The sequence below is a fragment of the Legionella sp. ST3F1 genome (assembly GCF_048553315.1).
Classification (GTDB): Bacteria; Pseudomonadota; Gammaproteobacteria; order Legionellales; family Legionellaceae; genus Tatlockia; species Tatlockia donaldsonii.
Genome location: NZ_JBLZIO010000018.1, coordinates 20613 through 46806 on the forward strand (window position 1 = coordinate 20613; position 26194 = coordinate 46806).

Consider the following 26194-nt stretch of genomic DNA (forward strand, 5'->3'; position numbering starts at 1 on the left):
TTTAAGGATGTTATTAATTGATGCGTTTTTCTTGGTTTTACAATTTGTCAGCAATTGCTATAAGGGGTCTCACTCTAGCAGCAAAATTTTTATTAGTAATCTGTTTAGTGCAGTATTTCCAACCCAGCGAACTGGGCTTGTACGGTGTTATGGCCGCGATAGTAGCCTATGCCCTTTTCTTTCTTGGTCTGGAGTTTTATAACTACACATCCAGGACACTGGTAGGCGCTTCCGAAATCGAACAAGTGCTTATCATAAGAGATCAATTCATTCTCTACGCCCTTACCTTCGTCCTGAGCGCCCCGGCTTTTTATATCCTGTTCTATTTGCATCTCGTACCCTATTCCCTGTGTTTCTGGTTTTTCATCCTTATTATATTCGAGCACGCGTCCAACGAGTTGATGCGGATTCTTATTGCCTTGTCTCGTCCTTATTTAGCCAATTTCATTTATTTTCTTCGCCAGGGACTCTGGATCTATATCTTGCTGCCAGTGTTCTATTTTTTTCCTGCCAGCCGCTATTTCAACCTTATTTTTATTGTATGGATTACAGGAGCAGCCTTTAGTATTTTCATAGGGTTCACAGCCCTCTACAACCTTCCGTGGAAGAGCATGTGGATCCATCCCGTGCGCTGGAAAACAATGTGGCAAGGTTTGAAAGTTTCACGGCCCTTTTTGGTAACCGCATTCTCGGCTTTGAGCCTCCTGTACATAGAGCGCTTTTTTGTGAGTTATTATTGCGGAATGGAAGCCGTTGGAATCTATACCTTTTATGCTGGCCTCAGTGTAACTTTACACAATTTGGTCAATACCGGGGTGTCAAAAATGCGGTTGGCACAATTGTTAGCGGCGTGGAAACAAAATGATCGCCAGCTTTTCCATAGTGAAGCAATGCATATGCTAAAATACACGACTGCTTTTGTCCTCGTGTTTTCTGCCTTAAGCATAGCGCTTGTCTACCCCTTCGTGAACCTTATTAATAAATCGGTTTATCTGGCTAATTTGCCTATCTTCTATTTCCTATTGTTTGGTGCTGCCTGTCGCAGCGTCGCCGATGTGCCGTTGTATACGCTTTATGCCCAACACAGCGATCGATTGATCCTGTTAATCAATCTTGCTTCTTTTTTTATCATGGTTGTAGGTAATGCCGTTTTAGTGCCAAACTATGGGCTCGTAGGAGCCGCGCTGTCATCAGCCGGTGCAAGTTTGGTTTTATTAGGTTATGCCTTCGTTGTGATGGTTCAAAGAACGATACGCCCTTTCCCACTTTTACAATCTTAATTTGAGGTTACTATGAAAATTTCCATTGTTACCGCATGTTACAATAGCGAAGCAACAATTCGTGACACCTTGCGAACAATTCAAATGCAAACCCATCAAGACATTGAACATATCATCATTGACGGCGGCTCTACTGATGGTACGCTAGAAATTCTTGAAAAAAACCGCGAGCACATTGCCTACCTGACCTCAGAACCCGATAATGGCCTTTATGACGCAATGAATAAAGGCGTCTCAAAAGCAACTGGCGATGTCATTGGCCTCTTGAATTCAGATGATATGCTTGCTAATAAGCATGTGCTTAGTAACGTAGTAAACGCTCTGGCAGATCCTGAAGTAGATGCCTGCTATGGGGATTTGGTTTACGTGAATCAGGATAATATCAATCAGGTTGCGCGCTACTGGCGTTCCAGTCCTTATAATTCAGCCCTCCTTGCCAAAGGATGGATTCCTGCCCACCCTACCTTTTATGCACGCAGGGAAGTTCATGATAACTATGGCATGCTTTTCAATCTGGATTATAAATTAGCCGCTGACTACGAATTGTTATTACGTCTTCTCTTTTCACATAACATCAAGGTCAGCTATATTCCTGAAGTTATGATAAAAATGCGCTTAGGCGGTACTACAAATAAATCGCTAAAAAATATTTTCAATCAAAATAAAGAGATAATGCGCGCCCTGAAGAGCCATAATTACGATTATTCACCAGTGAAAATGGTTTGCAGTAAATTGCTTGATCGTATTCAGCAATACCGCAAAAGAGACGAATATGTCCAATAAGATAATTCTGGTTACTGGTGCGAGCGGCTTTATAGGGCAGGAATTAATTAAAACTTTAGGCCAAAATGGCTATGAAGTGCGAGCCACTGTTCGCTCAGAGTCAGCCTTGCGGTCAGTTTCGCAACTCAAGAAACAGCTGCAACTGGACGAACTGACTATCTATAATTTGGGTGAATTAAGTGCTGAGACCAGTTGGGACAAAGTCATCCAGGGTGTGGATACCATTGTTCATTGTGCAGCGAGAGCCCATATTCTGCGCGAGACAAGCGATAATCCCCTGGAAACCTTTCGGCAAGTCAATTGTCAGGCTACCGAGCATTTGGCCAAAGAAGCAAACCGTCTGGGTGTTAAACGCTTTATTTTTATCAGTAGTATCGGTGTGTTAGGAAATGCTAGCCACGCCAATCCTTTTAATGAAAATTCACAGCCCAATCCTCAGGTACCTTATGCACAAGCCAAATGGGAAGCAGAACAGCGTTTAAAGCAACTCGCTACGTCCATGGATCTGGTTATTATTAGACCCCCTCTCGTTTATGGGCCTGGGGTTAAAGGTAATTTCGAAAAATTGTTAAATCTTGTCAATAAAGGACTCCCTCTTCCTTTTGGCAAAGTGAAAAACAGACGTCAATTTATTGGAGTTGCCAATCTCACTGATTTTATTGCCAGATGCGTTGAGGACCCTAAAGCAGCTAATCAACTGTTCTTGGTTGCTGATCGGGAAGTAGTCACTACGACTCAATTACTGCAGCAACTCGCCAAAGCCATGGGTAAAAAGACCGTCCTTCTGCCTATACCGCATAACCTGTTGGAATGGGGGTTTCGCCGTATTGGTAAAGCCAAATTGGCCGAGCAATTATTGAATAATTTAGAGATTAATTCTGATAAAGCCAAAACACTTTTAGCCTGGGAACCTCCCTATACGATGAAGGAACAGTTGCAACAAATGGTTGACTACCATATAAAAGGATAACGTCGATCGGGCTCTTGGCCCGACATACTTCACTTAAGCAACAAGCTTATGTCGGGCTAGGAGCTCGGCCTGCGCAGGATAGGGAGACACCATGAGCAATCACCATGAAGAGCGCTATGATTTTGAAATAACCGAAGAAGGCTTGGATTACGATATTCTTGATCGATCCTTTAATCCAACTACCCAGGCATTTATTGAGCGAAATGGGATTAAGCCGGGAATGCGTGTCTTGGATGTTGGCAGTGGTTCAGGCCTTATGACTCACTACCTTTCTCAACAGGTCGGCCAACAGGGTCAGGTCTTATCGGTTGATATCAGTGCCGCACAATTGGCAAGAGCCAAACAATATTGTGATCGGCAGGATGACAAAAATATACTTTTTAAAGAACTTTCTGTCTATGATTTGGATAAACATCATGAGACGTTTGATTTAATATACTGCCGCTTCGTTCTGCATCATTTACACAGTCCGCGGGAAGCGATCAAGCTTTTTTATGATCGTTTAAACAAAGGCGGGTTTTATATAGCAGAAGAAGGCATTATTAGTGCAGCCTTTTCCTATCCCCCATCCAAAGCCTGGCATTACAATCGTCAAGACATACCCTCTCCTGATAACGACGTTGATGGTGTACAGCGAGATGGCGACTTTGGTATGAAGCTTGTCTATTGGATGAAAAAAAGCGGATTTAAGATAAAAGATGCTAATCTCATACAACCCCTGTTAACGACAGAGCGCAGCAAAAAACTGCTCCTGGCTGGACATGATGCTTATAAAAATACTGCACTTGCTCAAGGACAAAGTGAAGCAGATTGGGAAGAACAACGACAAGAACTAAACCGCCTGGCAGAAGATGAGTTCACCATTGTTGGTTTTTATCAATCGTGTCAGGTGTGTGGTATTAAATAACGGTGAGAAGTACAAAAAATAATCGTTGCCAATTCTTAATCACGGGTTTCATTGCCTCTCATCTGCGCCACAGCATCCTTTGCGTAAGCGCTCACGGCGTATGTAAATTTCGTCATTGCGAAACTTCCCATAACCATGCTTTGTGAGAAATCTGTACTGGCTTGCTTCACGTTGTTCGCAATGACTAAAAATAACTTACTCTTCAAAAAACCTTTATAAACCCAGATTATCTCGCTTAAACACCCGATCTGCGCGATAGCTTGAACGCACCAAAGGACCCGAAGCCACTTCGAAAAATCCTTTTTGTAAACCAATTTCACGAAATTCAATAAATTTTTCTGGGGTGACGTAACGAGCAACTGGCAAATGATTTTTGGTAGGCTGTAAATATTGTCCCAAGGTTAAGATATCCACTTTTTGTGCTCGCAACTCATCCATTGTCTTGAGAATTTCTTCATCCGTCTCCCCCAGGCCAAGCATCAGGCTGGTTTTTGTTAAAACATCAGGCCGATATTGTTTGGCATAGGCCAAAACATTCAAAGTTTGCCAATAACCGGCACGGTTGTCCCTGACAGGGTGCGTTAAGCGCTCCACTGTCTCAACATTTTGTGCAAAAACATCCACACCACTATCCAAAAGAACAGCGATATCTTTTTCTATTCCTTGAAAATCGGGAGTTAATGCCTCAATCTTTGTTTTTGGCGTTCGTGCTTTAATGGCCCGGATCGTGTCAGCATAATGTTTGGCACCACCATCAGCCAGATCATCTCGATTTACTGACGTGAGCACCACGTAATCAAGATTCATAATCGCAACGGTATTAGCCGTATTTTCAGGCTCTTCAGTATCAAGCCAGCCATGCGGATTTCCCGTATCTACAGCACAAAATCGACAGGCTCGCGTACATACCGCGCCCATCAGCATAATCGTTGCTGTACCATGAGACCAACACTCGGCAATGTTAGGGCATTTTGCTTCCTCACAAACGGTAGCAAGTCTGTGTTTTACAACTTGTTCTTTTACTTGACTGTAAGCAGGTGTAGTCTGATTAACGATACGCAACCATTTAGGCTTGGGTAAACGCTCAGAAGATAACCCGGCCGATTTAACCCCGTCTTTAATAGCAACAAAACCTTGTGGTGTTTTGTATTTTTGGCCGCTTTCAACGACAACTGGAATATCAATTAACTTACTCATACAAAAACTCACCTATCTGAATGCACTGATGATCCCAAATCAACTAGTTTAGATCAAGTTTTTTAATAGTAGGTGATTATTTATAGCTATTGGCAACTAAAGTGTTGTTACTTGATTCCGACCACCCAGCTTTGCCTGATCAACTGCTTTATCTGCCCTGCTCAAAAGTCCTTCCAACTCATCTCCTTGCGTTAAAGTAGTAAGGCCAAAGGAGACTGTCACGCCAATCTTTGTTTTATCATGAAAAAATTGACATTCTTCGATTGCTCTGCGCAGACTTTCCAGAACCATCGCAGCATGTTTCTGCTGAGTTCTCTCAAATATGAAAATAAATTTTTCACCGCTATAGCGCGCCAAAAAATCAGCACGACGAATGGAGGTTTTAAAAATAGTGGCTATTTCCCGCAGTATCTTATCGCCAGTTAAATGACCATATTTTTCATTGATCTCCCGGAAATGATCAATATCTGCCAAGGCAAGCGATAAATCACCAAAGCCCCTTTGCCAACGATAGTAGGCATACGAGATATATTCGCAGTACAAAGTACGATTTGGCAGACCCGTTAAGCTATCTCGATTTAAATTAATTTTTTCATTGGATAAGAGATGTTTAATTTCCTCCCCTTTCCGCTCTATTTTAATGAGCTTCTCTTCTAATGCCATCATTTTTTGCTCATTATCTTGCCAACGCTTTTGCTCATTTGCTTTATAGTCTTTCAATTGTTTTTCCATCACGACTAAATTTTCTTGGATTTTATGAGCTAAATCTTCAATGGAGTTAGAGTGGTTAATATGCTGTTTAATTTGTTTAATCTTGATCTTGATCCCAGATTCTAGTTGCTCTGTTTCCTTTAATGCTTGCAAACTCAATTCATTAAGGGTGCCTTTAAGGGCATTAACTTCCATTTGCAACTTGTCGTATTGTTGCTCGTATTGAGTAATTGTTTTAACCACCTTCCTTTTTAACTGCTGATCCATCATGATAGTATCCCTTCAAAGTTGCTGCTTACGTTTCTTTAAGTAGTCAAGTGCCAGCTGGGCATGCGAACCATCACAGAGGGGTGGTTCTTTTGTTTGTTTACAACTACAAAAAAAAATCGTTTCTGTAAGTATAGCCCTATAAGGAACACATTTATCGCCGCAATCCTTTCGATCGCAAAAAGGTTGCTTCTTACTCTTCCCACAACCGCACCAGAAATAAGTTTTTCCCTGCTCCACATCACAAGGAATCGGCAAAAAAGGTGGTTTAGCCATTTTATTCGCCAACATTCATAGCGGTTTATATAACTCTAGATAATAAAATCAATTTTAGATAGCTTATTAAAACGAGTTAAGCACCTCGCTTTGCAGTCAGCCATCCTAGTAATATGGCAACCGCCAACGCCACAAAAGAAATCCAGAGACTTGATAAGCCCTTGGGGTAAAAAATGAAGAAACAGCCAATAATCGTCAAAATCATCCACGATACCTGAGTAATGACCAAACGATGCTTTTCCAGAGACTTTGAGTGGCTCAAAAAAGAAAAAACAACCATTAATACAAACAAAGGCATTAAATAGATCATTTGATAACTAAATTGATAAAGCGCCAGTCTTGTAGATGATACAGGCTGTGCAGCAAGCCACTGTTCAAATACAAGCGCAAAGTTGGGTGTACAGGTTTGCTGATAGGCCTGTATAAACATGGCTGTAAGCACGACTAAAATACCTGTGATATAAATTGGTTTTTCAGTTCTACCCTTAAAATAATTAGAACCCACGTAGGCCAAAAGCCCTAAACCAAGCAAAGCTGCGAAAATAAATAACCAAGTCCAGGTGTGATAAAACGCAGCAGTATAGGCTTGCTGGATAAAATGTACCAAACCGACTGCCACAATAAATGCAATACCCAAGCTGAATTGGGCTAATTGAGTTGGTGTTAACCACAGAAATGCGAACAAAGCCATTATACAAAATGCTGCACAAGGATTTAAGGCATCTGTTAAAGCCATCATAGGAATAAAAAGGGCCGGAGAAGGCTTGTAATCAATGCTCATATCGTACCAACTCGCGGTCGCCCACTGTTTCAGCAGATTGCGAGTTAACGGTGTTAATTGCTCCGCTGCAACAATTTGCTGATGGCAATAATTCAAAGCCCGCAATAACACCTTACCGCTATTTTCCGCGCTATCAAATCCCACCCAGCGAGAATCACAGAAAAATATGGCTGGCATAGCAAAACTATCCACCTGTTGTTGTTGCAATCGCTGATTAAAAAACGCTAACGCTACTTTATCTTCGTTGATAATATAACGATGGACTTCAATCCAGGATTCCTTTGCTTCCAACGTATGAAAAAACTCATCTGCCTTCTTACAATGAGGGCAAGAAGAAGAAAGAAACAGCTCGACCCGCAGTTTGACTTGCTTGTTTTTATCCAGACTAAACCAGGCAGGCGCAGCTCTCTCAGCAAATCCAATCGAAACAGAACAAAAAAGAAGTGCGCTCAAAATAATTTTTAATGCGATCCGCATGCTCATTCCTTCATTTGCAATAATGTCATCACTATACAACTCATCTTGTTAAGTTGTACATTAAGTTCTATCTTCAAATCCAGCTATTATAAAGGCAAGGATATTTTATGATTACAAGAATGTTAAGCGTTGTCTTCGGATTATTTCTCCCGCTCCTCGCCGAAGCAGCGATACCAGAATGCCAGGTTATAGAACAACAGAACATCAAAACACTCCCCCTGGCTGTAATGACCAGCTATATTCAAATGTTTATTTTTGAACAGAGTAGTGTTCCAGCGCTCATGATTGGAATTATCTCTGGCAATGAAAGAGCAGTGATTAGTTGTGGTGAAACAGTAAAAAATAATGGTCAACGTCCCAAGATGAATACCGTATGGCCTATTGGCTCAGTTTCCAAGGTGTTTACTACGCAAATGCTCGCCAACATGGTCAATCAGGGTGCGGTACGACTTAATACGCCTATTGACAGTTTGCTCAACGAAACAGGGAAACAAATACATCCAATCACCTTGCTGGATTTAGCAACCCATAGTTCTGGTTTTCCGCGGCAGTTACCAACTCTTCCGGCGGATAATGATTATCAAACTAATTATCCCTACGACATGCCCCAATTCCTCAGTTGGTATGAAAGTTATAAACCCACTTATGCCCCTGGAACCCATTACCTTTATTCCAATGTTGCTTTCGGCCTACTGGGTCAATTACTAGCAAAAGAAATGCATACTAATTATGGCAACTTACTACAACTACTCATTAGTAAACCACTCAAATTAGTCGATACCACGGTCACCTTATCCCCAGAACAGACCCAACGTAAAGTAGCCAGTTATTGGCTGAATGGCGATTTGATTAAAAAAGATTGGGAATTTCGTTTTGAACAACCCAGTGGTGGAATTTATTCAACAATGGCTGATTTGTTAAAGTTCACCCGTTATCAATTGAGTAAATCACCAGCAGCTCTACAAGATACGATTCTTGCCCAGGCTAGCTATGTTTATCAATCCCAATTTGATAATCCCCTGGATTTTGGTAAAGATGCCATGGCACTAGGCTGGACCGTCGATTTTCCAGCCCAGGGTCTTCCCGTCCAACTGACCAAAAATGGTTGGGTCAATGGTGTCACTAGTCATATCCAACTCACTCCCAGTGCTGAAATTGGTCTCATTTCATTCACGAATAAACCCTATCTCAATATTAATTTTGATCTGAAAAAGCTTGCCAGCATGATCCTGGCCGCAAGGACAAAACCAATTACCGAAGCGAATTAGTTGGGTTATCGAAATAGATCGCATGAAGACGCGAATGCCGGATTTATCCGGCATTCTGTAGCAGTACAAGTTGATGAATTCTAATAAGAGGTCTGAATATAATTTTCAAGGTGTTCAATGACGCGTGTTTTGTCTTCAAGTACATGAAACAACAAATCACCAATTGAAAGAATAGCAACCAGATTACCCTGTTCAGCGACTAGAACATGGCGTCTCTTTGTCTTGGTAATGGTTTCCATAGCCAATTCAATAGGGTCAAATAAATTTAAGACACTAACATCCGAATAAAGTACATCGGCTGCAGTTGCTTTTTTAGGATCCAAACCCCGGAACAGACAAGATCTAATGATATCTCGCTCTGTCACCATTCCCAGAAGATTAGAATTTGTATCATCATCCAATACAACAAGGGCACCAATATTATCGTTAGTCATCATTTCAACGCACTGGGTTACTGTGACATAAGGATGAACATAAGCAATAGGACGCCTTGGTTGTGGCAAAGCGGAAAAAATTAGGTCGGCCATGACTCGCTCCCTGAAAGAATGTTGTAATTTAAATCTCTCATCCGCCTACTTTGTTCTACCGACAAAAATAGATTGAGCAACGTATCAGATACTGTTTAAATATAGCACAAATAGTGTCTGGACATTCTATGCGCAACAGTCTCTACGGAAACAAACAAAGCATAATACGTTACTCGAAGAGCGGGTTCTATTAATTTCTGTCTTGGTTTTCTGACTAGTCAGTCCAAATCAGTCACTCGCAAAATCAATAAAGATGCCCTTTTTAAGATCAACATGATAATATTCGCGCACTTTGAGCTTAAATTAACTTCCCACGATGACTACAATCAAAATTGCTCCTACCAATAATCCATTTGTCGTCAAATTATCTTTAGATTTAAAAAGTTACTGTGAAGCTTACATTAAGCATGCAGCCGAACCGGCTAATCAAGAGTTATTCACCCAATTTAAAAAGCTTCGCACCCTGATTGGGGAGACATTAACTGGCGTAGGTGGAGCATTGCACTGGCCAGCTATCAAAGCATTATGGGCTAAGCCAGCCCAAGAAAGAGGTTTTGATTTTTTAAACGCAAACTACCAGGAGCCTGCTCCACTGGTTATTGATACACTTGATCGTTTTTTTATTGAGCTCTTGAAAAATAGTGTTGATGCCATTTTAAAGAATTATGTAGACAGTCAGCAATTGACGACTCAATTGGAAATGAGTATTGAACTTGACTTGAATGACAAGGACACTGTTTCAGTAGTTATTAAAGACAATAGCGGTGGCTTTCCCAATAATTATATCCAAAATTTTCCTGCCTATATTGCAAATCATGATTACAAAAAGCGCAGCCTTAGCAGTGCCGCTCATGCCAATACCTTCACTTCAAGCAAAGATAAGATAGCGCATTATTATTTTGGGGGTGCCGGAAAAGGACTGGCAATTATCTTGAATCTCTTGTTAACGGGTCATTTACTAGAAGGGCCAAACCAATCAAAGGCTCTCTATGATGTAGCAGAAAACGCCACTGCCGTTTCTATTGAAAATTGTACACGAGGAGATAAGGTCGTTGGTGCACAGCTAAAATTTACTTCGCCGGTGATTCCTTTTTCACCCCCTTTAGCGCCTCTCAGTAACGAGAAAGCAGCTCAGGACGTTTTGCCACTTCTACTCCCGACACTCAACAGGCGCAAAATGTCAGAAGCCTCTATATCACCCGTAGCGGAGTCAAGACGGGATTTAACAGCAGCAAATGAATTAATGGCTCAGGATCCTGTCGCGTCTATATCTCTCAAGAAGTTAACCATTTCAGACTGACTTGGCATAACCTTTTTAGCGCCACCAGTAACCAGAAAGAAACTCACTATCGAATTACCGGACGACCGTACTGTAGCATCGCAAGTTGAGACAGCCCAAATTATCCCAGTAATTTAGCTATACTTTTAATTACATAGACCATGCTTGGATGCCATCATGAAGAAACTTGTTCCACTACTAGTAGTCTTTTTGCCCGTTATCCTGTTGAGTAGTTGCACCATTTACCAAAGTAGTGGCCCAGCCTATGATCCTATCGCTGTTGGTTATTATGAAAATGGCTCTTACATCGATAACGGTTACTACGCTGGTTATGGATATAATGAACCTAATAAGTGGTATGGCGTCTCTTACCCTGATGGATATAACAACAGCATTTGGTATGCTCACTAGGGTGCATTAGTCATAAGTGAGAATGTCGGGCCAAGGGGCCCGACTTAGTTAGATAACCGATTAGATCTTAGCTTACTACGCGCCAAGAACCATCCGCTTGTCGGCAAGCTTTGCCATAGATTTGTTGCGCTTTACCACCAATAATTGCTTTTGTAATGTATTCGCGGCAAGGTTGTTGATTCGTATAATATGTTCTTGTCGGCTGAACAGTATAACGATTACCAGTATCCGGGTTTTGCCAATTTACTGCTCGTCCTGTTGGTGCAGTTTCCAACGCCTTTTGCATTTCCAAGCGATCAAGACGATCCATGGTGCGGCCAATATTACCACCCAGATAAGCTCCTAATAATGCGCCACCAGCAGCTGCAGCAACTTTGCCTGAACCACTACCGAACTGGCTACCAATAAGACCGCCAACAACACCCCCTGTCACCGTTCCTATTCCCTCATTGTTTACTTGGGCACAACCAGTCATAAACACTGATAGGGAGAGTGATACCAACGCTAATTTTTTCATGCGAATTCACCTGCGTAATCGTTGTAAAATCGGTTGCTATTCTACCATCACGTATAGATATTATCCACAACCACAATAGGGCTGTTTACATTTCGCTCGCTTAAGGGCTTATCGCTTGATGTTCGAGCAGCGAAGCGCAACCATTAAGCCATAAGAAATGCAAACAGCCCCTAATGCTATAACAATTTATCCTGACGTACCCGCGGAGAAAATTGACATAGCAATTCGTAAGCAATAGTACCAGCTGACAACGCAATAGTCTCTACCGCAATATGTTGTCCCCACAACTCAACCAGATCACCAATATTTACTTCTGCACAATCGGTTAAATCAACAGTTAGCATATCCATCGATACCCGACCAATAATGGGAGCTTGATAGCCGTTTATCCAAACCGGAGTATTTTGCGCGATATGGCGAGGATAACCATCACCATAGCCTACCGCCACTACACCTACAACAGAGGGTCTCGCTGTTTGCCAAGTGCCACCATAACCAATTCTGGCCTGAGCCGGATAATGATGGATAGCACTTATTGCTGAAACAAAGCGCATGACTGGCATTAACCCCAATTCCTGGCCAGTTTTATTTCCAAAGGGAGACACGCCGTAGAGCATGATGCCAGGCCGCACAATGTCTTCGTGGGTTTCAGGTAACGTCAGTATGGCAGCAGAATTACTGATACTGCGTAGTATGTTTAATGGTGGTAAATCAAGTTCTTTGTAGAGCCGCAATTGATTTTGGTTACTTGGATGGTCCGGTTCATCAGCACAGGCAAGATGAGTCATTAAACCAATTTCATCATCAACCCAGGGACAATTATGCAAAGCATTCATGACTTCGTAGATATCGCCAGGTGCAAAACCCAGGCGATGCATACCGGTATTCACTTTAACCCATACTTTGATTTTAGAAGGCAGCGGCGTAGCCAATAACCACTGTAACTGATGCGGTTGATGCAACACACATTGAAAGTGATGCGCCGCAACAGTATATAACTCATCTGCACTGAATACCCCTTGAAAGAGTACACAATCACTACGCACCCCTAAAGCACGAATAGCCATTGCCTCTTCCAGGCAAGCAACACCAAAAGCATGGACCTGCCCTTCAAGCACAGGTACTACCGCTGGTATACCGCAACCATAAGCATTCGCTTTAACCATCGCGATAACCCTGGCATTGGGCGCATGATGCTTAACTTGATTCAAATTATGTATAAGCGCTGTTGAGTCAATTTGAACTCGAGTAGGCCTAGCCACGTTAATCTACCCCTTGGTAACCATTAAAAGCCAAATCTTCAAAACGCGTGTATTTACCAAGAAAGGCAACACGAACTTTGCCAATCGGACCATTACGTTGTTTGGCAATAATAATTTCCGCCACCCCTTTATCAGGGCTATCTTCATTATAAACTTCATCACGATAGATAAAGCAGATTAAATCGGCGTCTTGTTCAATCGCACCCGATTCACGCAGATCAGACATCACTGGCCTTTTATCATGACGCTGCTCCAGACTACGATTAAGCTGCGACAAGGCAACAACTGGAACTTCCAATTCCTTTGCCAATGATTTTAGACTCCGTGAAATTTCTGAAATCTCTGCCGTACGATTATCCGCTTTGAAGCCAGGCACCTTCATTAACTGGAGATAATCCACGACTATCAGCCCCAAGCGACCATGCTCTTTGGCTAAACGCCGCGCGCGAGTTCGCATTTCCGCTGGACTTAGTGCCGGCGTATCATCAATAAAGAGAGGCGCTTCAGATAACATATGCACAGCAGACGTAACACGCGGCCAGTCATCATCATCTAACTTACCAGTACGAATGCGATGTTGATCAATGCGTCCCAGAGATGACATCATCCGCATGGCAAGCGAATCGGCAGGCATCTCCATGGAGAAAACCAATACCGGCCTCCCGGATTTGATCGCTGCATGTTCAGCCATATTCATGACCAGGGTTGTTTTACCCATCGAAGGCCGACCGGCGACAATAACCAGATCAGAAGGTTGTAAACCTGAAGTCATTTCGTCCAGATCACTAAGTCCTGTTGCCAGTCCAGTGAGCGCATCGCCATTGTGATAAAGTGTATCAATTTTTTCCACTGCTTTGGCAAGAATTGATTTAATATTTTCAGGTCCTTTATCACCACCCGTTTGTTCCGCAATAGCAAAGACCTTCGTTTCAGCAAAATCAAGCAGTTCAGTGACTTCTCTTTCACCTGGATTATAAGCCGCATCGGCAATTTGTCCGGCAACAGCAATTAATTGGCGTTGCACTGATTTCTCACGCACGATATCTGCATAAGCAGAGACATTGGCTACGCTGGGGGTATTATTAGCCAACTCAAAGAGATAGGTTTCGCTACCGGCATCATCCAGTTCATTGTTTGACTTTAGGGTATCCAACAGCGTGACAACATCAAAAGGATGTTCTTTTTTCGCCAATTCGGTAATGGCACGATAAAGAATGCGGTGTTCGGTGCGATAAAAATCTGCCTCGCATAATTTTGTATTCACATTATCCCAAACCTGATTATCAAGCATCAAGCCACCGATAATGGCTTGCTCAGCCTCTGCCGAATGTGGAGGACGCTTCAATGGATCCACTGCCGTATTTTTTCGTGTTTGTACTTCTGCCATGATTTTGGTAAACCGCTATAATTTGAGAATTATTTGTAATATCAAACAAAAAAAAGACACACTTCAGTGTGTCTTTTTAAACATTAAGATTATAAAAAGGACAAAACTCTGCTAAAACTACCTTCTTAGCGAACCCAAACTTGAGTACGGCCAAGTACTGAAACACCAATATAACCTCTTACATAAAGCTTGTTGCCTTTCAGAGTCATCTTGGCACGGTAGATTTTACCGGTTTTTGGATCAAGGATTTGACCACCATCCCATTCACCATTCCCTTTGTCCTTTAATCCCCATACAATTTGCAATCCTTTGATAGGTTTGTCTTTAAAGCCACCTGGGCATTTTGAACAAATCCCTGTATCGCCTGGTTGTGGGTAAACATTCACAATAGTACCACTAAGTGTGTTTCCAGACACGTTAATACGAACAACTGCTCTTTTCTTGCCTGTTTTATCATCGATTGTTGTCCATGTTCCAGCAGGTGATTGCGCCAGGGCAACAGGTATAAATAATACCGTAAGAATCAATGCTAAAAACGCCTTCCATTGTCTCATGAGTTTTCTCCATAAATTTTCTCATATGCTAGAATAGGCTATGATGTGAAGCTTTGCAATCAGCGATTTAATTTTTATGGTTTAGGTAATGGCATAAAAAATTGTTCAACATCACTATCAGTCAAGGTGCTCATAGCACTCGACTTGTCAGATAGAATCCCATCAAATAATTGTCTTTTTTTCTCTTGCATTGCCAAGATGGCTTCTTCGACAGTACCCGCAGTAATTAATTTATAAACAAACACTGGATTTTCCTGGCCTATACGATGACTTCTGTCTGTAGCTTGATCCTCAACAGCTGGATTCCACCAGGGATCATAATGAATCACTGTATCAGCGCGGGTTAAATTCAAACCAGTACCACCGGCTTTCAAACTGATCAAAAAAATAGGAATCTTCCCTTGTTGAAAAGTATTGACCAACGCTTGCCGATTTTGAGTTTGCCCGGTTAGCTTTAGATAAGAGTAATCTCTTTCAATGAGTTGCTCTTCTATCAATTTGAGCATGGACGTAAATTGTGAGAAAACTAAAACCCGTCGCCCTTCATCCATTAAACTGTCCAATAACTCCATCAAGGTATCTAATTTGGCTGAAGTCCCATGCGCAATCTCAGCGCCTGGCATTGACAACAATTTTGGATCACAACAAACCTGCCTTAGCTTAAGTAAGGCATCAAGAAGGACTATCTGACTTTTGCTCATTCCCTTTTTAGCGATGGCTTCACGTACTTTTTTCTCCATACTCATCCGGATTGCTTCATACAGATCACGTTGAGCACCAGTCAACTCAATCGTCCGAGTCATTTCCGTTTTATCAGGTAACTCACTGGCAACCTGGTTTTTAGTACGGCGCAACATAAAAGGTTGGACCCGTTTGGCTAATAGCGCTCGCCTCTCCATATCGGCCTGCTTCTCAATGGGTGTTTTAAAAAACTGCCTAAACTGTTTGGCGTCGCCTAATAACCCAGGCATTAAAAAATGAAAGAGAGACCATAATTCACCAAGGTGATTTTCCAAAGGGGTGCCCGACAAACAAAGTCTATGTTCTGCTTGAATCTGCTGGATTATTTGCGTTGTTTTAGTGCGTGCATTTTTGATTGATTGTGCTTCATCAAGAATAAGGTAATAAAAAGGATAATCAATAAAACGCGATTTATCCCGCTGAATCAACCCATAAGTCGAAATAATTAAATCATAATCATCAAACACATCCTCATGGCGTTCAAGGCCATGAAATACCAAAACGTTTAATTCTGGCGTAAAACGCTTTGCTTCTTCATACCAATTACCGACAAGACTCGTTGGTGCAACAATTAAACTGGCTTTGGTTAAACGCCCCTCCTCTTTCTCAACTTGCAGATGAGCTAAAGTCTGTACCGTTTTACCTAACCCCATATCATCAGCTAATACCCCGCCAAAACGACACACACGTAAAAATTGCAACCAATTCAATCCTTGATGCTGGTAATCGCGCAAAAGAGTACGCAACCCTTTTGGTGATTCAACCATTGGCAAGCCAGCCAATGTCACTAATTGCCGCAGCTGTTCCCTAAACTTCTCACCACCTTGCCAACGAGCAGAAACGGCCGTCATTGCCCGCTCTGTTTCTTGCATCAGGATTAATTGGTAACGGCTTATCTCTAAGGGTTGGGCATCTCTGATATGACGAGTACCATACTGCAAAAGAAAACGGATCAATGGTTTGATTCGTCCCAAGGTCACCTGTAAGGCCTTCCCATCTGGTAGACGCAATCTCACTTTTTCATCGTCTGGCAAATTATCAATACTATCTTTATCAAATCGATCAATAAGCTCAGCGACCAGAGGTACAATACTGACCTGTTTTCCATCGACTAGAATACCTAATTGGTATGAAAAAAAATCATTCCCTCGTTCAGCCAGCTCAGAAAACCATTCCACCTCATTAGCATCAACAATTTCTTCATAAAAAGGATGGGCAAACTCGATTTCCCATCCTTTCGTTTTTAACAGGGGAATAACCTGATTGTATAAACGGGGTAAATCATCCGTGTTGCTATAATGAGCCAATATTTTTTCATCACGTAATTCATAAGGAGAATGCAATTTCTCAGTAAAAGTTGCGCTACGAAGTTTAAGAATTTGCTCTACTTCATTATTTTTTTCTTTCTCTTCAACCAAATCACGCTGAATAGCAACCAAACGTCCATTCTCTTCCCGCACCAGGGTAGGACAGACATCGTCAATTTTTACTCTTACCCCTTCGTAATCAAAAAGCACATCAATCACTAAAAGAATCGGATGTAGATTTTGATCTGCCGCTGAAGAAACGTCTAACTCGATTGCATCAAAAATGAGCACCGGTTTGGGTTTAACAGTACGAACCTCTTTATAGTCATAAATTTTAGGCAGGGGTAACTGCGGGTAAGTTTCAGCAATTTTCATCGCGACCGCTGAAGCCTGGTGTAAACCAACGACAGGGATATTTACTATATTTTTTAATTCGCCAAGACTATAGGGACTATTTAAAGAACCAATGACATGGTTCTCTTCATCAAAATATAAAAGCCTATCAAGCAATAAAGGGAGTACTTGTTGACCATTAACCTCTAAAACCAAATGCTGTTGGCCTGTCGCCTCTAATTGCCAACAAAAATTGGCATCCAACCGCTCGCCCAGGGTTACCGAGGGTTCCTCATCCGCATTGAGATAAGCTCTTCCAGTAGCCAGAATTTTCTCTATTAAATCACTGTTACGAATAGTTAAGCGTTCGAACCCACCCTGAACTGCACATTTCACCAGTAAAGAAGTGATAATTTCATTATCCTCTGCCGCGAAATGTTGTTTTTTTCCCTCTGATATACTATTGAGGATTATTTTTTTGCCTACCCCTCCTTTTTTAAGGCGTTTTGCGATTGCCAGTCTTATCACCATTCGATGTTCATGGCCGCCAAACTGGGGTTCAAGCAAATAAATAATCTCATGTGAGCTGTCTGCCGGCGTTTTTTTTACTTCTTTTTCACGTAAAGTGGTTAACCAGGTATTTAATGATTGCTCGCGCTTATTCCCTGAGGGAGCAGGAATTTCGTAGTTTTCCCTCACTTGTAAAGCAAACAGGCTGGCTGCGGCATGCTTACAATTAGTCTTATATTGACAACTGCAGTGAGCCGGTTTTGCCGGCCAGGTTTTCAGATCGATATGAACATCATAAATCTGGCCAGAATGCCCTTTTACACGTGCTTTCAGCAAACCATCACTGAGACGAATATTGAGTACATGTGCTTTTTGTTGGTACTCTTGACCATGCATCAACACGGCAGGTAAAAAAACATCAGCCATCCGTGATAATGCTTCTTTTAGCATAAGCGATCTTCTATAACAAAACCAAAACGCGGTATTATAACGAAGTTGGTTTGTTTTTGATATCAAACACAGGCTCTACTTGACAAACTGATTAAATTATTTACAATTCATTATCGAAACCAGGGACTTTTTCAGATATGTTCTTTCAAAAATCATTACTTTCACTCCATGATTTTCTACGTCTGAACGTTGCAGACTATCTATTCCTATCTGAATTCAACGCAATGAATCCCTCTGAAAAAATTGCCAAAATCAGAGCATTACTCTCCGAAAATCAATTTGATTTTATTGTTAAATTAGCTTGTGCCAGTAAAGAATTTCGGGAAATTTGTCTTAATCCTGGTTTTTCTGAAGACTGGCTTGGATTGTGGAGTACTTTCGGGATTATCCTTACCGGCAAGACTAAAGGTGCGTTGTCAAGGCAATCGTGCCAGCATGTATTTGATTTATTCCTGGGTATTTATTTTTACAATGAGGCCGTCTCCCACGCAGAAGCTATTAAGAAAATCGACTCCCAGGCCGAGCTAACTTATTTACAAGAAGCGATAAAATATGGCTCAATCCACGCTTTGCAAAGATATAGTCGTTATGTCTATAACCTAATAGAAACGAATCAACTTGAGGTTAAAGAGGCAGAAGAGTTTTTAACGGATATTATAGGAAGCATTAAAGACTTATTACCCTATTATACTTCTTATGCTTATCTGATGTTGGCTGAAGCATACGTCCGATACAGTTTTCTAAATCCGGAACAACGTATAAAAGCAGAAAGAAGCGCAATTATTGCTTGTACTCATGCAAAAAAATTATACCAGGAAAACGATCCGGCGATTTTTAATGCAAGCCTTGGTGTCGGCTTGGCCGCCAGCAATACCATGGACTTTGCAACACCAGATGAAGCGATGAATGGCATCAAAAACTTGTTTGATAATGGAGTGCCGCTAACTTCGTGCGATTCCCCAAAAATTTCTTGACTTGACGAAAAAATTTTTACTAAAGGCTCCAAGCCATTACAGGCTTGGGACCTTTTAACCTCACTAAACTCATCCCTTTACAGGTTTACTATTATACCTTCTTGTCGTGTAGTATGTACGCTGCTGGGATCCGCTTCTGTCTCAGGGCTTGTGGTGAAAACAGATTTACTCATTGCCTGCACTAACAATCCAACATTTACCTTAGGTTTTGTATCTGAATGGGGGTCGATGCTCACAGGCTGTACTTCGGGAACAGTAAATAAATCACCCGCTATAACGGTTTCTGTTTCTGAAGAATGGTTATCTTCGTCAAACACTGCCATAATTCCCTCATCATCTCCACCCATATCCTTACTATCATTGACTCCCACTGTCTCACCAATATCGTCTTCTTGCCCAAAACCCCAAAGAAGATCGCCTGAGTCACTGACTTCATCGATATTCTTTTCTTTGGTTGACATAAATTGCCCTGACAAGAATTCAACTTTGTCACCATCAGTTCCCAGTGATGAGAAAACAGACATTTCGATTTTGCTGGGAGAAATTGCCTGCAACAATTTTAAAGTAACCAATCCTTTCTCAAACAAAGCACTCAATACTTGATTTTGAAAAAAGTTTTTAGTTTTCCCGGCAGTTAATAATTCAATCAGATCTGACGAGGTAATCAAAAGCTTATTATCAAGCTCACTTTCTACTATTGTCTTTAAAAGAATTAAATTTGATAGGACATTACGGCAAGCAGCCTTATTTAAGCTTAAATGATGACCTCGTTCAGTAAGAGCAGTAAACAAAGCTACTGGATCGATCAATCCTTTCTGCATTAAAATCAATAGGTTTTTATCAGCAAAAATTCCTTTAAGTTCTTCCTTTTCCAGGAAATTTTCGATAATGTGTGCGTGATAAAAAGCCAATTCAAAAAGCGGATGCGACGTATTCAAACCGTCCTCTGTAATGAAAGGGTGTTCTTTTTCTACCTGAAATGCAGCACAAAGTAGTTGATGGACGAGTGGATAGCGCTCTTTATAACAAACATCAATGAGTTTCTCTGTAGTATACATAGTCGATACATCTTCAAGCGCAGTTACAGCAACCCCTGCATGGAAAGCACTAAGGTATTTTATCGCCTTGTTACGAATCTTGCCTCGTTCAGCACCTTTAGGCATTGGATACAAAGTACCTTGCAGATGTTGAGAAAATTCGGAAGTCGCAAGCAATTTACTATCGACTTCGTCAGGAGTCCCCTCACGTTCCTTAACATCTTTAATGTACTTGAATAAGGTATTAACACTCTGTGAATAAACCATGTACATAGGGTTTAGATTTTCCCAATTCAACTCAGTCAACGCTGTGGAGGATGAGTCAATTATTTTTTCCAACATGGGGAGGATGCTATCGTCATTCGCGGTCAATAATAAATGCTGTAAAGAGAAAACTGGGCAATGCACACTATCTGCCTGATAGGTGGCGCCGCCAACTACTGCAAACTGAACGCCAAGCTGCTGTGCAATTACGCCAAATTCGGAATAATACCCCCCATGGCCTCTGTAATGATCAGCCACAAAAGCCAACGGGGCTTTACCGGGACGTATAAACAGATCAACTGCACAATAGTGAATAGTGTCCGGTGCTCGTTGACTTAATTGACTTCGCTCGCCCACCTCAATCATAAATTGATAATGTCCTGGTTCCGTCGAAAAAGCAGTACTTTCCATTTTTTCTCTAAGAAAATCTTCAAACTGTTCCTTGTGAACCAAACGTATATTAAGTCCTTTGGCGCTGTTATATAGATCAATCATAAGGCGTATTGCTTCTTCACTCGCTATATAATCAGACTCGAAATTAGCTAAGTCAGCCAAATCATCACATATTAACTCTGATAAAGAACGTCTCAATTTAAACTCCAACTACTAGAATGTATTTTTGTGGTTAGTATTTATACCTATGAATTGTTAACAGAATATTAATATTTACAAACCGTTTAAAATTTATACTTTCAAATGAAGTCGATGTCCTAAATATAATGGCTATAATTAACGACAGAACCAGCCTGATGTTATAAACTACGTTATTTATGTCGCGCCTGTATCAAAACTATATGCATCAAACGTTAACCATTTTGCTTGCTCAACTTAATCCTACAGTTGGTGCAATTGAAACGAATACCGCAAAACTAGTCCATGTGATTCAAACCCAACAAGAAAAACATGATGTCATTCTTTTTCCAGAGCTATCTCTTACCGGCTATCCACCCGAGGATTTACTCTTTCGGCAAACGTTGCATCAACGAGTTGAGCAGGCCTTACAAACTATTCAGGCGAATACCGATAATTCTCATGTCATTGTTGGCCATCCTAGCCTGGAAAAAGGGCGATGTTTTAATGCAGCAAGCGTTTTTTATCGCGGCAAGCTTATTGCCCGCTACCATAAGCAGCGTTTACCCAATTATGGGGTGTTTGATGAGTTACGTTATTTTACCCCAGGGGTAGCAAATCCTTGTATCCTGACAGTCAAAGGCTACCAGCTTGGCCTCTGTATTTGTGAAGATATCTGGCAGGAAGGCCCGGTTGAACAACTGCTCAAAGCAGGTATTGATGGCCTGCTATGCATCAATGCATCCCCTTTTGATTATGAAAAACAACGTCTACGCGAAAATTTATTGCAGGCACATGCCCGCCGTGGTATCTCCATTTTTTATGTTAATCAGGCAGGCGGCCAGGATGAATTGGTTTTTGATGGTCAATCGATGTCCTTTGATCAACAAGGTTCGCTCTGTACACGTGCCCCAGCCTTCAGTGAGTCATTGGAGACAGTGATTCTTGAGCAACAAAAAATAACAGGGCACATCACACCACTTCTTGAACCAGAGTCATTAATTTATGAAGCCTTGCTTTGCGGCACACGCGATTATGTTGAAAAAAATGGTTTCCCAGGGGTTTTGCTTGGTTTATCAGGAGGAATCGATTCAGCCCTGACTTTAGCAATTGCCGTCGATGCCTTAGGTGCTGATCGAGTCCATGCTGTCATGATGCCTTCTCGCTACACCGCTGACATGAGTCTCGAAGATGCCAAATTACAGTTGCAGGCCTTAGGGGTAACAAGCACCCTACTCCCTATCGAACCAGCCTTTAAAAGTCTTTTAACGACCTTGGCGCCATCCTTTGCCCAACTGCCTGAAGACACCACCGAAGAAAATTTACAGGCTCGAATTCGGGGTATTTTGTTAATGGCCCTATCCAATAAAACGGGCAAGATGGTTTTAACAACAGGCAACAAAAGTGAAATGTCTGTCGGTTATGCGACCTTATATGGCGATATGGCCGGCGGCTTTGCGGTATTGAAAGATGTTTTGAAAACCCAGGTCTATGCCCTGGCTCGCTACCGCAATCGTTTATCAGCAGTGATTCCTGAGCGAGTCATTACCCGCCCGCCAAGTGCAGAACTTGCAGAAAACCAAACTGATCAAGACAGTTTACCCGACTATGCTATTTTGGATGCAATCATTAAAGCCTATATGGAAAATGACCTCGCAGCCGAGGAGATTATTGAGATGGGTTTTCCTGCTACCGATGTCAATAAAGTGATTCGTTTGATCAAGCGAAATGAATACAAACGACGTCAAGCTGCTCCTGGTGTTAAAGTCAGTCCCAGAGCCTTTGGGCGTGATTGGCGATACCCCATTACTTCTGGATTTTAAATGAGTAGTCATTCAATCAATGAACCAGTCGATGCCGTGATCACCTGGGTAGATGGCTACGATCAGGCGCATGCAGAAAAACTGGCCTCCTATCTTGCTAAAAGAGGCCTTGATAAAAGACCTGAAGCAGCAGCGCCTACCCGATTTAACCAACAAGGTGAACTGGATTACTGTGTCCACTCCTTGCTACGGTTTGCACCTTGGCTGCGAACTATTTATATTGTTACCGATGCACAAACGCCTCCCCTGATGAAAACGTTTGCCGGCACCCCTTATGAAAACAAAGTAAAACTCATTGATCATCGTGAAATTTTTTTTGGTTTTGAACATTGTTTACCTACTTTTAACAGCCTGGCAATCGAATCTGCCTTATGGCGAATCAACGGGTTAGCCAATCATTTTATTTATTTTAATGATGATTGTTTCTTAATTCGCCCGGTTCACTATGAGGATTTTTTTCGTGGCAGTAACCTTGTCTTCCGGGGAAATTGGAAAACGCAGACAGACAAAAAATGGCTAACCTATTTTAAAAAACTAGTAAAAACACCCAAACAAAATGAACATCGGATAGTACAAGAAAACAGTGCCCGATTAGCGGGCTCGCAAAGGAAGTTTTTTCATCTGCCTCATGCCCCCTTTCCAATAAAGAAAGCGACCCTCGAAAATTTTTTTCTCCAACAACCCGAGTTATTGGCTCAAAACCTCAACCATCCATTGCGTGATCAACGACAATTTTGGCCGATTTCGCTGTCACACCATTTAGAAATTAAAGCAAAAACGGTGGTGTTTGATAATTCCCTGGCAACCATTACGATAAATCCGGCTAGTCATAATCTCACGAAAATTAGAAATAAGCTGGCTCAAGCGGACAAAAAAGAGAATGTTTCGTTTGTTTGTATGCAAAGTATGGATACTGCGTCTAAAGCCACCCAAACCATGATGTTTGAGTGGCTTGCAAAAAAAATTTTTTATTAACCCTGTTACGATATAACCCTGAGTCCCCGATAGCTGGATGTCTCGGACATGCCGAGACAGGTAAGCGGTTACACTGTAAAAACAGGCGAGTCTATGTCATCGCTTCCCGGGGGAATTTTAGCCATATTATTAAATAACCGGGGCTGACTCACCTGCTGCATTTTTTCCGGTATGGTAGGGGAGTCTACCATTGTCGGCTGTGGGTGTGTTTGTGCCTGTTGCCTACCAAACAAAAATTTTTCCACTGCAGAAAGATCCTGAGACGGAAGACGGGCAGCAGGTCTGTAATTACCTAACGACTTAGACAGCGCCTCTAATTCATCCTCTCCCAAAGACTCGGGCATGGCAAGCCACTGCGCAAAAAGAGGCTTGACCTGCTTACATTGATCCAAATCAACCGGGATGACTTTTTGCAAGCTATCGATATAGAACAGTTGCCATTGGTCTTCCAACTTGGTGACAATAAATGAACGGGGTTTATAACCTGCCGCATTGGCAGGTGAGAAATGATTCACTGCCAAGCATAACGATTTACTGGGTACTTCAGGAGAAGTAAGGGTTTGTGTTGTTAAGTTTGGCTCTTCTGCTCCTTGTTTTTCCTTTTTTTGCTTTCCAGCTGCCAGGCATCGTTCCAATTCAGAAACATCGACCCCCTTAAGACGGGCAGCAGGCTTAAAATCAGCAAGTAATTTAGACAGTTCGCCAAGTTGTACTGTTCCAAGAACCTCGGGTAAACCAGACCACTGTGCGAAAAGAGGCTTAACCTGACTACACTGGGTTAAATCCACCTCAATGGCTTTCTGCAACATATCAATATAGAACAACTGCCATTGTTCTTTTTGCTTGGTCACAATAAAGGTACCTGGATCATAAGTTCCCGGATTGTCTGCAGAAAAATGATTCACTGCAACGCACAACGATTTACTTTTTACTAAAATTGTATCGGCTTTTTTGATGCATTCACGCAGTTTATTTTTTTCAACCAAGCTTAATTCGGCAGCTGAAAAATCTTTATTTTGAGCAAGAATTTCATGAAAGGCTTCCCAATTATCGGTATTGATCCGTTGATTGATTCCTCCCTTTTGCCTTTGATATAAAACCCAGGCACCGGTTTTTGCATCGGGCTCACGAATTAATAAATAAGTCCCTGCTGTAAGCTTGTAAGGTGGAACAGCAGCAATATTATTCGTTGCTATTAACGTCTCTCCATGCTTCTTACGTAAGAGCTCAAAGACATTGCTCTGTTTATCTTCATCGACTTCACGCCGTACTACAATATGGCGTAAATACATTTTCAGGCGAGGTAACTCTTTTTCTGTGAACTCGGTTTTAGGGCCTAACCACGCCTCCAGCTGAGGGTATTTATGTAAATTTAAAGGTTGGTGATTGCCCAGACTATCATACCAAACAATTTGCATGGGTTTGGTGGAGAGCACATAAGTCGAAGTGAGATCTTTCAAGAGCTCCGGGGCTGGGTTCACCAGAACCTGTGTTTTCGCCAGCAGTTCATCGACTAATTTGGTACAAGCGGATTTTATTTTAAACTGACGGCTTGAGTTTTCTTCCGGCAATACTTTTATTTCCTGCAGCAATTGCTTTAATTCACCGTAAATCTCTAATCGGTTTGCTTTTCCAGTCGAATCATACCAGGTTAATTGCCAGTCTGAGCTTTCTGCTTCCGGAGAAAGCCTGATCAGGGAGAAAACCTGTTTTTCGGGGCATTCTACCGCCGTTTCCTTTGCTGTATTTTCAGCCCCCAAGAGGACAACATTCTCCATCTCTTTGCGCTTTCCCGCCAGCATTGCTTCCAAGTCTTTTTTCCGCATTTCAGCTTCCAGCATCGCTTTCTCATGGGCTTTAATCAGGTTATCAATATCCTTGCAGATCAACTGGTTCAAGCGCGGTATGATGACTGTACGTAAGACATGATCCTCTTCGGGCTCATAGCCTTGTATGGAACGAATTAAAAAAATGTAGAGATCAATATTGGCTGAAGTCGATTTCCATTCTCCTTCGCTGACAAACTTTCTAAACTCTTGTAACTGTATAATGGGATCAACAACAGTAGTTAACGCTGAAATGGTTTTTTCAAATGCTGCGGTTCGCTGGCGAGTATAGTAATAAAGCCAAGACCATAAATAAGAATCCTGATATTGATTATATTCTTTGCTTGCCTGTTTAAAGATTTCTTGTAAACGTTTATTACCTTCCTCAGAACTATCTGAAATAAAATCAATAAGTTCTTTACCAAAGTCCTCGAGGCGATCAATAATTCTCGGCATATCCTTGCTCCGTTTGTCCATAGGCATCTATCATCTTAACTCATCAATGAGGTAATACAAGCAGCAAAAGTTGC

At 41.8% G+C, this 26194-nt stretch carries 22 protein-coding genes; 10 read left to right on the forward strand and 12 right to left on the reverse strand.

Annotation, left to right across the window (positions count from 1 at the left end; genetic code table 11):
• Positions 1-20 precede the first annotated feature (20 nt).
• The 4 genes from ACN4Z1_RS12130 to ACN4Z1_RS12145 all read left to right on the forward strand — a co-directional run bounded on the left by ACN4Z1_RS12130 (position 21) and on the right by ACN4Z1_RS12145 (position 3940).
• Positions 21-1280: a lipopolysaccharide biosynthesis protein gene (locus ACN4Z1_RS12130; protein ID WP_228364428.1), complete on the forward strand. Its 1260-nt coding sequence runs from the start codon at positions 21-23 to the stop codon at positions 1278-1280.
• A 12-nt stretch (positions 1281-1292) separates the two neighbouring features.
• A complete protein-coding gene (locus ACN4Z1_RS12135; protein WP_115220829.1) occupies positions 1293-2063 on the forward strand; it encodes a glycosyltransferase family 2 protein in 771 nt (256 codons plus the stop codon).
• Positions 2053-3033 (forward strand): SDR family NAD(P)-dependent oxidoreductase, encoded by a 981-nt coding sequence (locus tag ACN4Z1_RS12140; RefSeq protein ID WP_228364429.1) that lies wholly within the window; start codon positions 2053-2055, stop codon positions 3031-3033. The genes ACN4Z1_RS12135 and ACN4Z1_RS12140 overlap by 11 nt, the downstream gene beginning before the upstream one ends.
• Positions 3034-3124: 91 nt before the next feature.
• Positions 3125-3940 (forward strand): class I SAM-dependent methyltransferase, encoded by an 816-nt coding sequence (locus ACN4Z1_RS12145; protein ID WP_228364430.1) that lies wholly within the window; start codon positions 3125-3127, stop codon positions 3938-3940.
• 213 nt (positions 3941-4153) lie between these two features.
• Here the strand turns inward: ACN4Z1_RS12145 and lipA are convergent, their stop codons facing one another.
• From lipA to ACN4Z1_RS12165, 4 genes are all read right to left on the reverse strand, one after another.
• Entirely contained in the window at positions 4154-5137 is a 984-nt protein-coding gene (gene lipA, locus ACN4Z1_RS12150; RefSeq protein WP_115220826.1) for a lipoyl synthase, read from the reverse strand.
• A 96-nt stretch (positions 5138-5233) separates the two neighbouring features.
• Positions 5234-6118, reverse strand: coding sequence for a GGDEF domain-containing protein (locus ACN4Z1_RS12155; RefSeq protein ID WP_228364432.1), 885 nt, complete (start codon positions 6116-6118; stop codon positions 5234-5236).
• A 12-nt stretch (positions 6119-6130) separates the two neighbouring features.
• Entirely contained in the window at positions 6131-6391 is a 261-nt protein-coding gene (locus ACN4Z1_RS12160; RefSeq protein ID WP_115220824.1) for a CDGSH iron-sulfur domain-containing protein, read from the reverse strand.
• Between the two features lie 76 nt (positions 6392-6467).
• Positions 6468-7649: a hypothetical protein gene (locus ACN4Z1_RS12165; RefSeq protein WP_419388248.1), complete on the reverse strand. Its 1182-nt coding sequence runs from the start codon at positions 7647-7649 to the stop codon at positions 6468-6470.
• A gap of 107 nt (positions 7650-7756) precedes the next feature.
• Here ACN4Z1_RS12165 and ACN4Z1_RS12170 point away from each other — a divergent pair, with 107 nt between their 5' ends.
• Complete coding sequence (locus ACN4Z1_RS12170; protein ID WP_419388247.1) at positions 7757-8917, forward strand: serine hydrolase; 1161 nt, start codon at positions 7757-7759, stop codon at positions 8915-8917.
• An 80-nt stretch (positions 8918-8997) separates the two neighbouring features.
• Here ACN4Z1_RS12170 and ACN4Z1_RS12175 read toward each other — a convergent pair whose 3' ends face one another.
• Positions 8998-9444, reverse strand: coding sequence for a CBS domain-containing protein (locus tag ACN4Z1_RS12175; protein ID WP_115220821.1), 447 nt, complete (start codon positions 9442-9444; stop codon positions 8998-9000).
• Between the two features lie 316 nt (positions 9445-9760).
• On the opposite strand from ACN4Z1_RS12175, the gene ACN4Z1_RS12180 reads away from it, so the two are divergent.
• Together ACN4Z1_RS12180 and ACN4Z1_RS12185 are read left to right on the forward strand one after the other, a co-directional pair.
• Positions 9761-10744 carry a hypothetical protein gene (locus ACN4Z1_RS12180; protein WP_419388246.1) on the forward strand — a complete coding sequence of 328 codons (984 nt, stop codon included), beginning with the start codon at positions 9761-9763 and terminating at the stop codon, positions 10742-10744.
• Positions 10745-10900: 156 nt separating this feature from the next.
• Positions 10901-11134, forward strand: a complete 234-nt coding sequence (locus ACN4Z1_RS12185; protein ID WP_115220819.1) for a hypothetical protein — start codon at positions 10901-10903, stop codon at positions 11132-11134.
• 67 nt (positions 11135-11201) lie between these two features.
• On the opposite strand, the gene ACN4Z1_RS12190 is transcribed toward ACN4Z1_RS12185, so the two are convergent.
• The 5 genes from ACN4Z1_RS12190 to ACN4Z1_RS12210 form a co-directional block, all read right to left on the reverse strand.
• Entirely contained in the window at positions 11202-11651 is a 450-nt protein-coding gene (locus tag ACN4Z1_RS12190) for an RT0821/Lpp0805 family surface protein (RefSeq protein ID WP_115220818.1), read from the reverse strand.
• A 176-nt stretch (positions 11652-11827) separates the two neighbouring features.
• Positions 11828-12913 carry an alanine racemase gene (gene alr, locus ACN4Z1_RS12195; protein WP_228364437.1) on the reverse strand — a complete coding sequence of 362 codons (1086 nt, stop codon included), beginning with the start codon at positions 12911-12913 and terminating at the stop codon, positions 11828-11830.
• A 1-nt stretch (position 12914) separates the two neighbouring features.
• Positions 12915-14300, reverse strand: coding sequence for a replicative DNA helicase (dnaB, locus tag ACN4Z1_RS12200; RefSeq protein ID WP_115220816.1), 1386 nt, complete (start codon positions 14298-14300; stop codon positions 12915-12917).
• Positions 14301-14425: 125 nt separating this feature from the next.
• Positions 14426-14854, reverse strand: coding sequence for a DUF2147 domain-containing protein (locus ACN4Z1_RS12205; protein ID WP_115220815.1), 429 nt, complete (start codon positions 14852-14854; stop codon positions 14426-14428).
• A gap of 74 nt (positions 14855-14928) precedes the next feature.
• Positions 14929-18195 carry an SNF2-related protein gene (locus ACN4Z1_RS12210; protein WP_419388245.1) on the reverse strand — a complete coding sequence of 1089 codons (3267 nt, stop codon included), beginning with the start codon at positions 18193-18195 and terminating at the stop codon, positions 14929-14931.
• A gap of 137 nt (positions 18196-18332) precedes the next feature.
• On the opposite strand from ACN4Z1_RS12210, the gene ACN4Z1_RS12215 reads away from it, so the two are divergent.
• Positions 18333-19169, forward strand: a complete 837-nt coding sequence (locus ACN4Z1_RS12215) for a DUF5630 domain-containing protein (protein WP_419386579.1) — start codon at positions 18333-18335, stop codon at positions 19167-19169.
• Between the two features lie 77 nt (positions 19170-19246).
• Here the strand turns inward: ACN4Z1_RS12215 and ACN4Z1_RS12220 are convergent, their stop codons facing one another.
• Positions 19247-21061, reverse strand: a complete 1815-nt coding sequence (locus ACN4Z1_RS12220) for a hypothetical protein (RefSeq protein WP_228364440.1) — start codon at positions 21059-21061, stop codon at positions 19247-19249.
• Positions 21062-21264: 203 nt separating this feature from the next.
• On the opposite strand from ACN4Z1_RS12220, the gene ACN4Z1_RS12225 reads away from it, so the two are divergent.
• Together ACN4Z1_RS12225 and ACN4Z1_RS12230 are read left to right on the forward strand one after the other, a co-directional pair.
• Positions 21265-22863 carry an NAD+ synthase gene (locus ACN4Z1_RS12225; RefSeq protein WP_228365056.1) on the forward strand — a complete coding sequence of 533 codons (1599 nt, stop codon included), beginning with the start codon at positions 21265-21267 and terminating at the stop codon, positions 22861-22863.
• Entirely contained in the window at positions 22864-23838 is a 975-nt protein-coding gene (locus tag ACN4Z1_RS12230; RefSeq protein WP_228364441.1) for a stealth family protein, read from the forward strand.
• Positions 23839-23906: 68 nt separating this feature from the next.
• Here the strand turns inward: ACN4Z1_RS12230 and ACN4Z1_RS12235 are convergent, their stop codons facing one another.
• Positions 23907-26120, reverse strand: a complete 2214-nt coding sequence (locus ACN4Z1_RS12235) for a hypothetical protein (protein ID WP_419388244.1) — start codon at positions 26118-26120, stop codon at positions 23907-23909.
• Between the last annotated feature and the right edge of the window lie 74 nt (positions 26121-26194).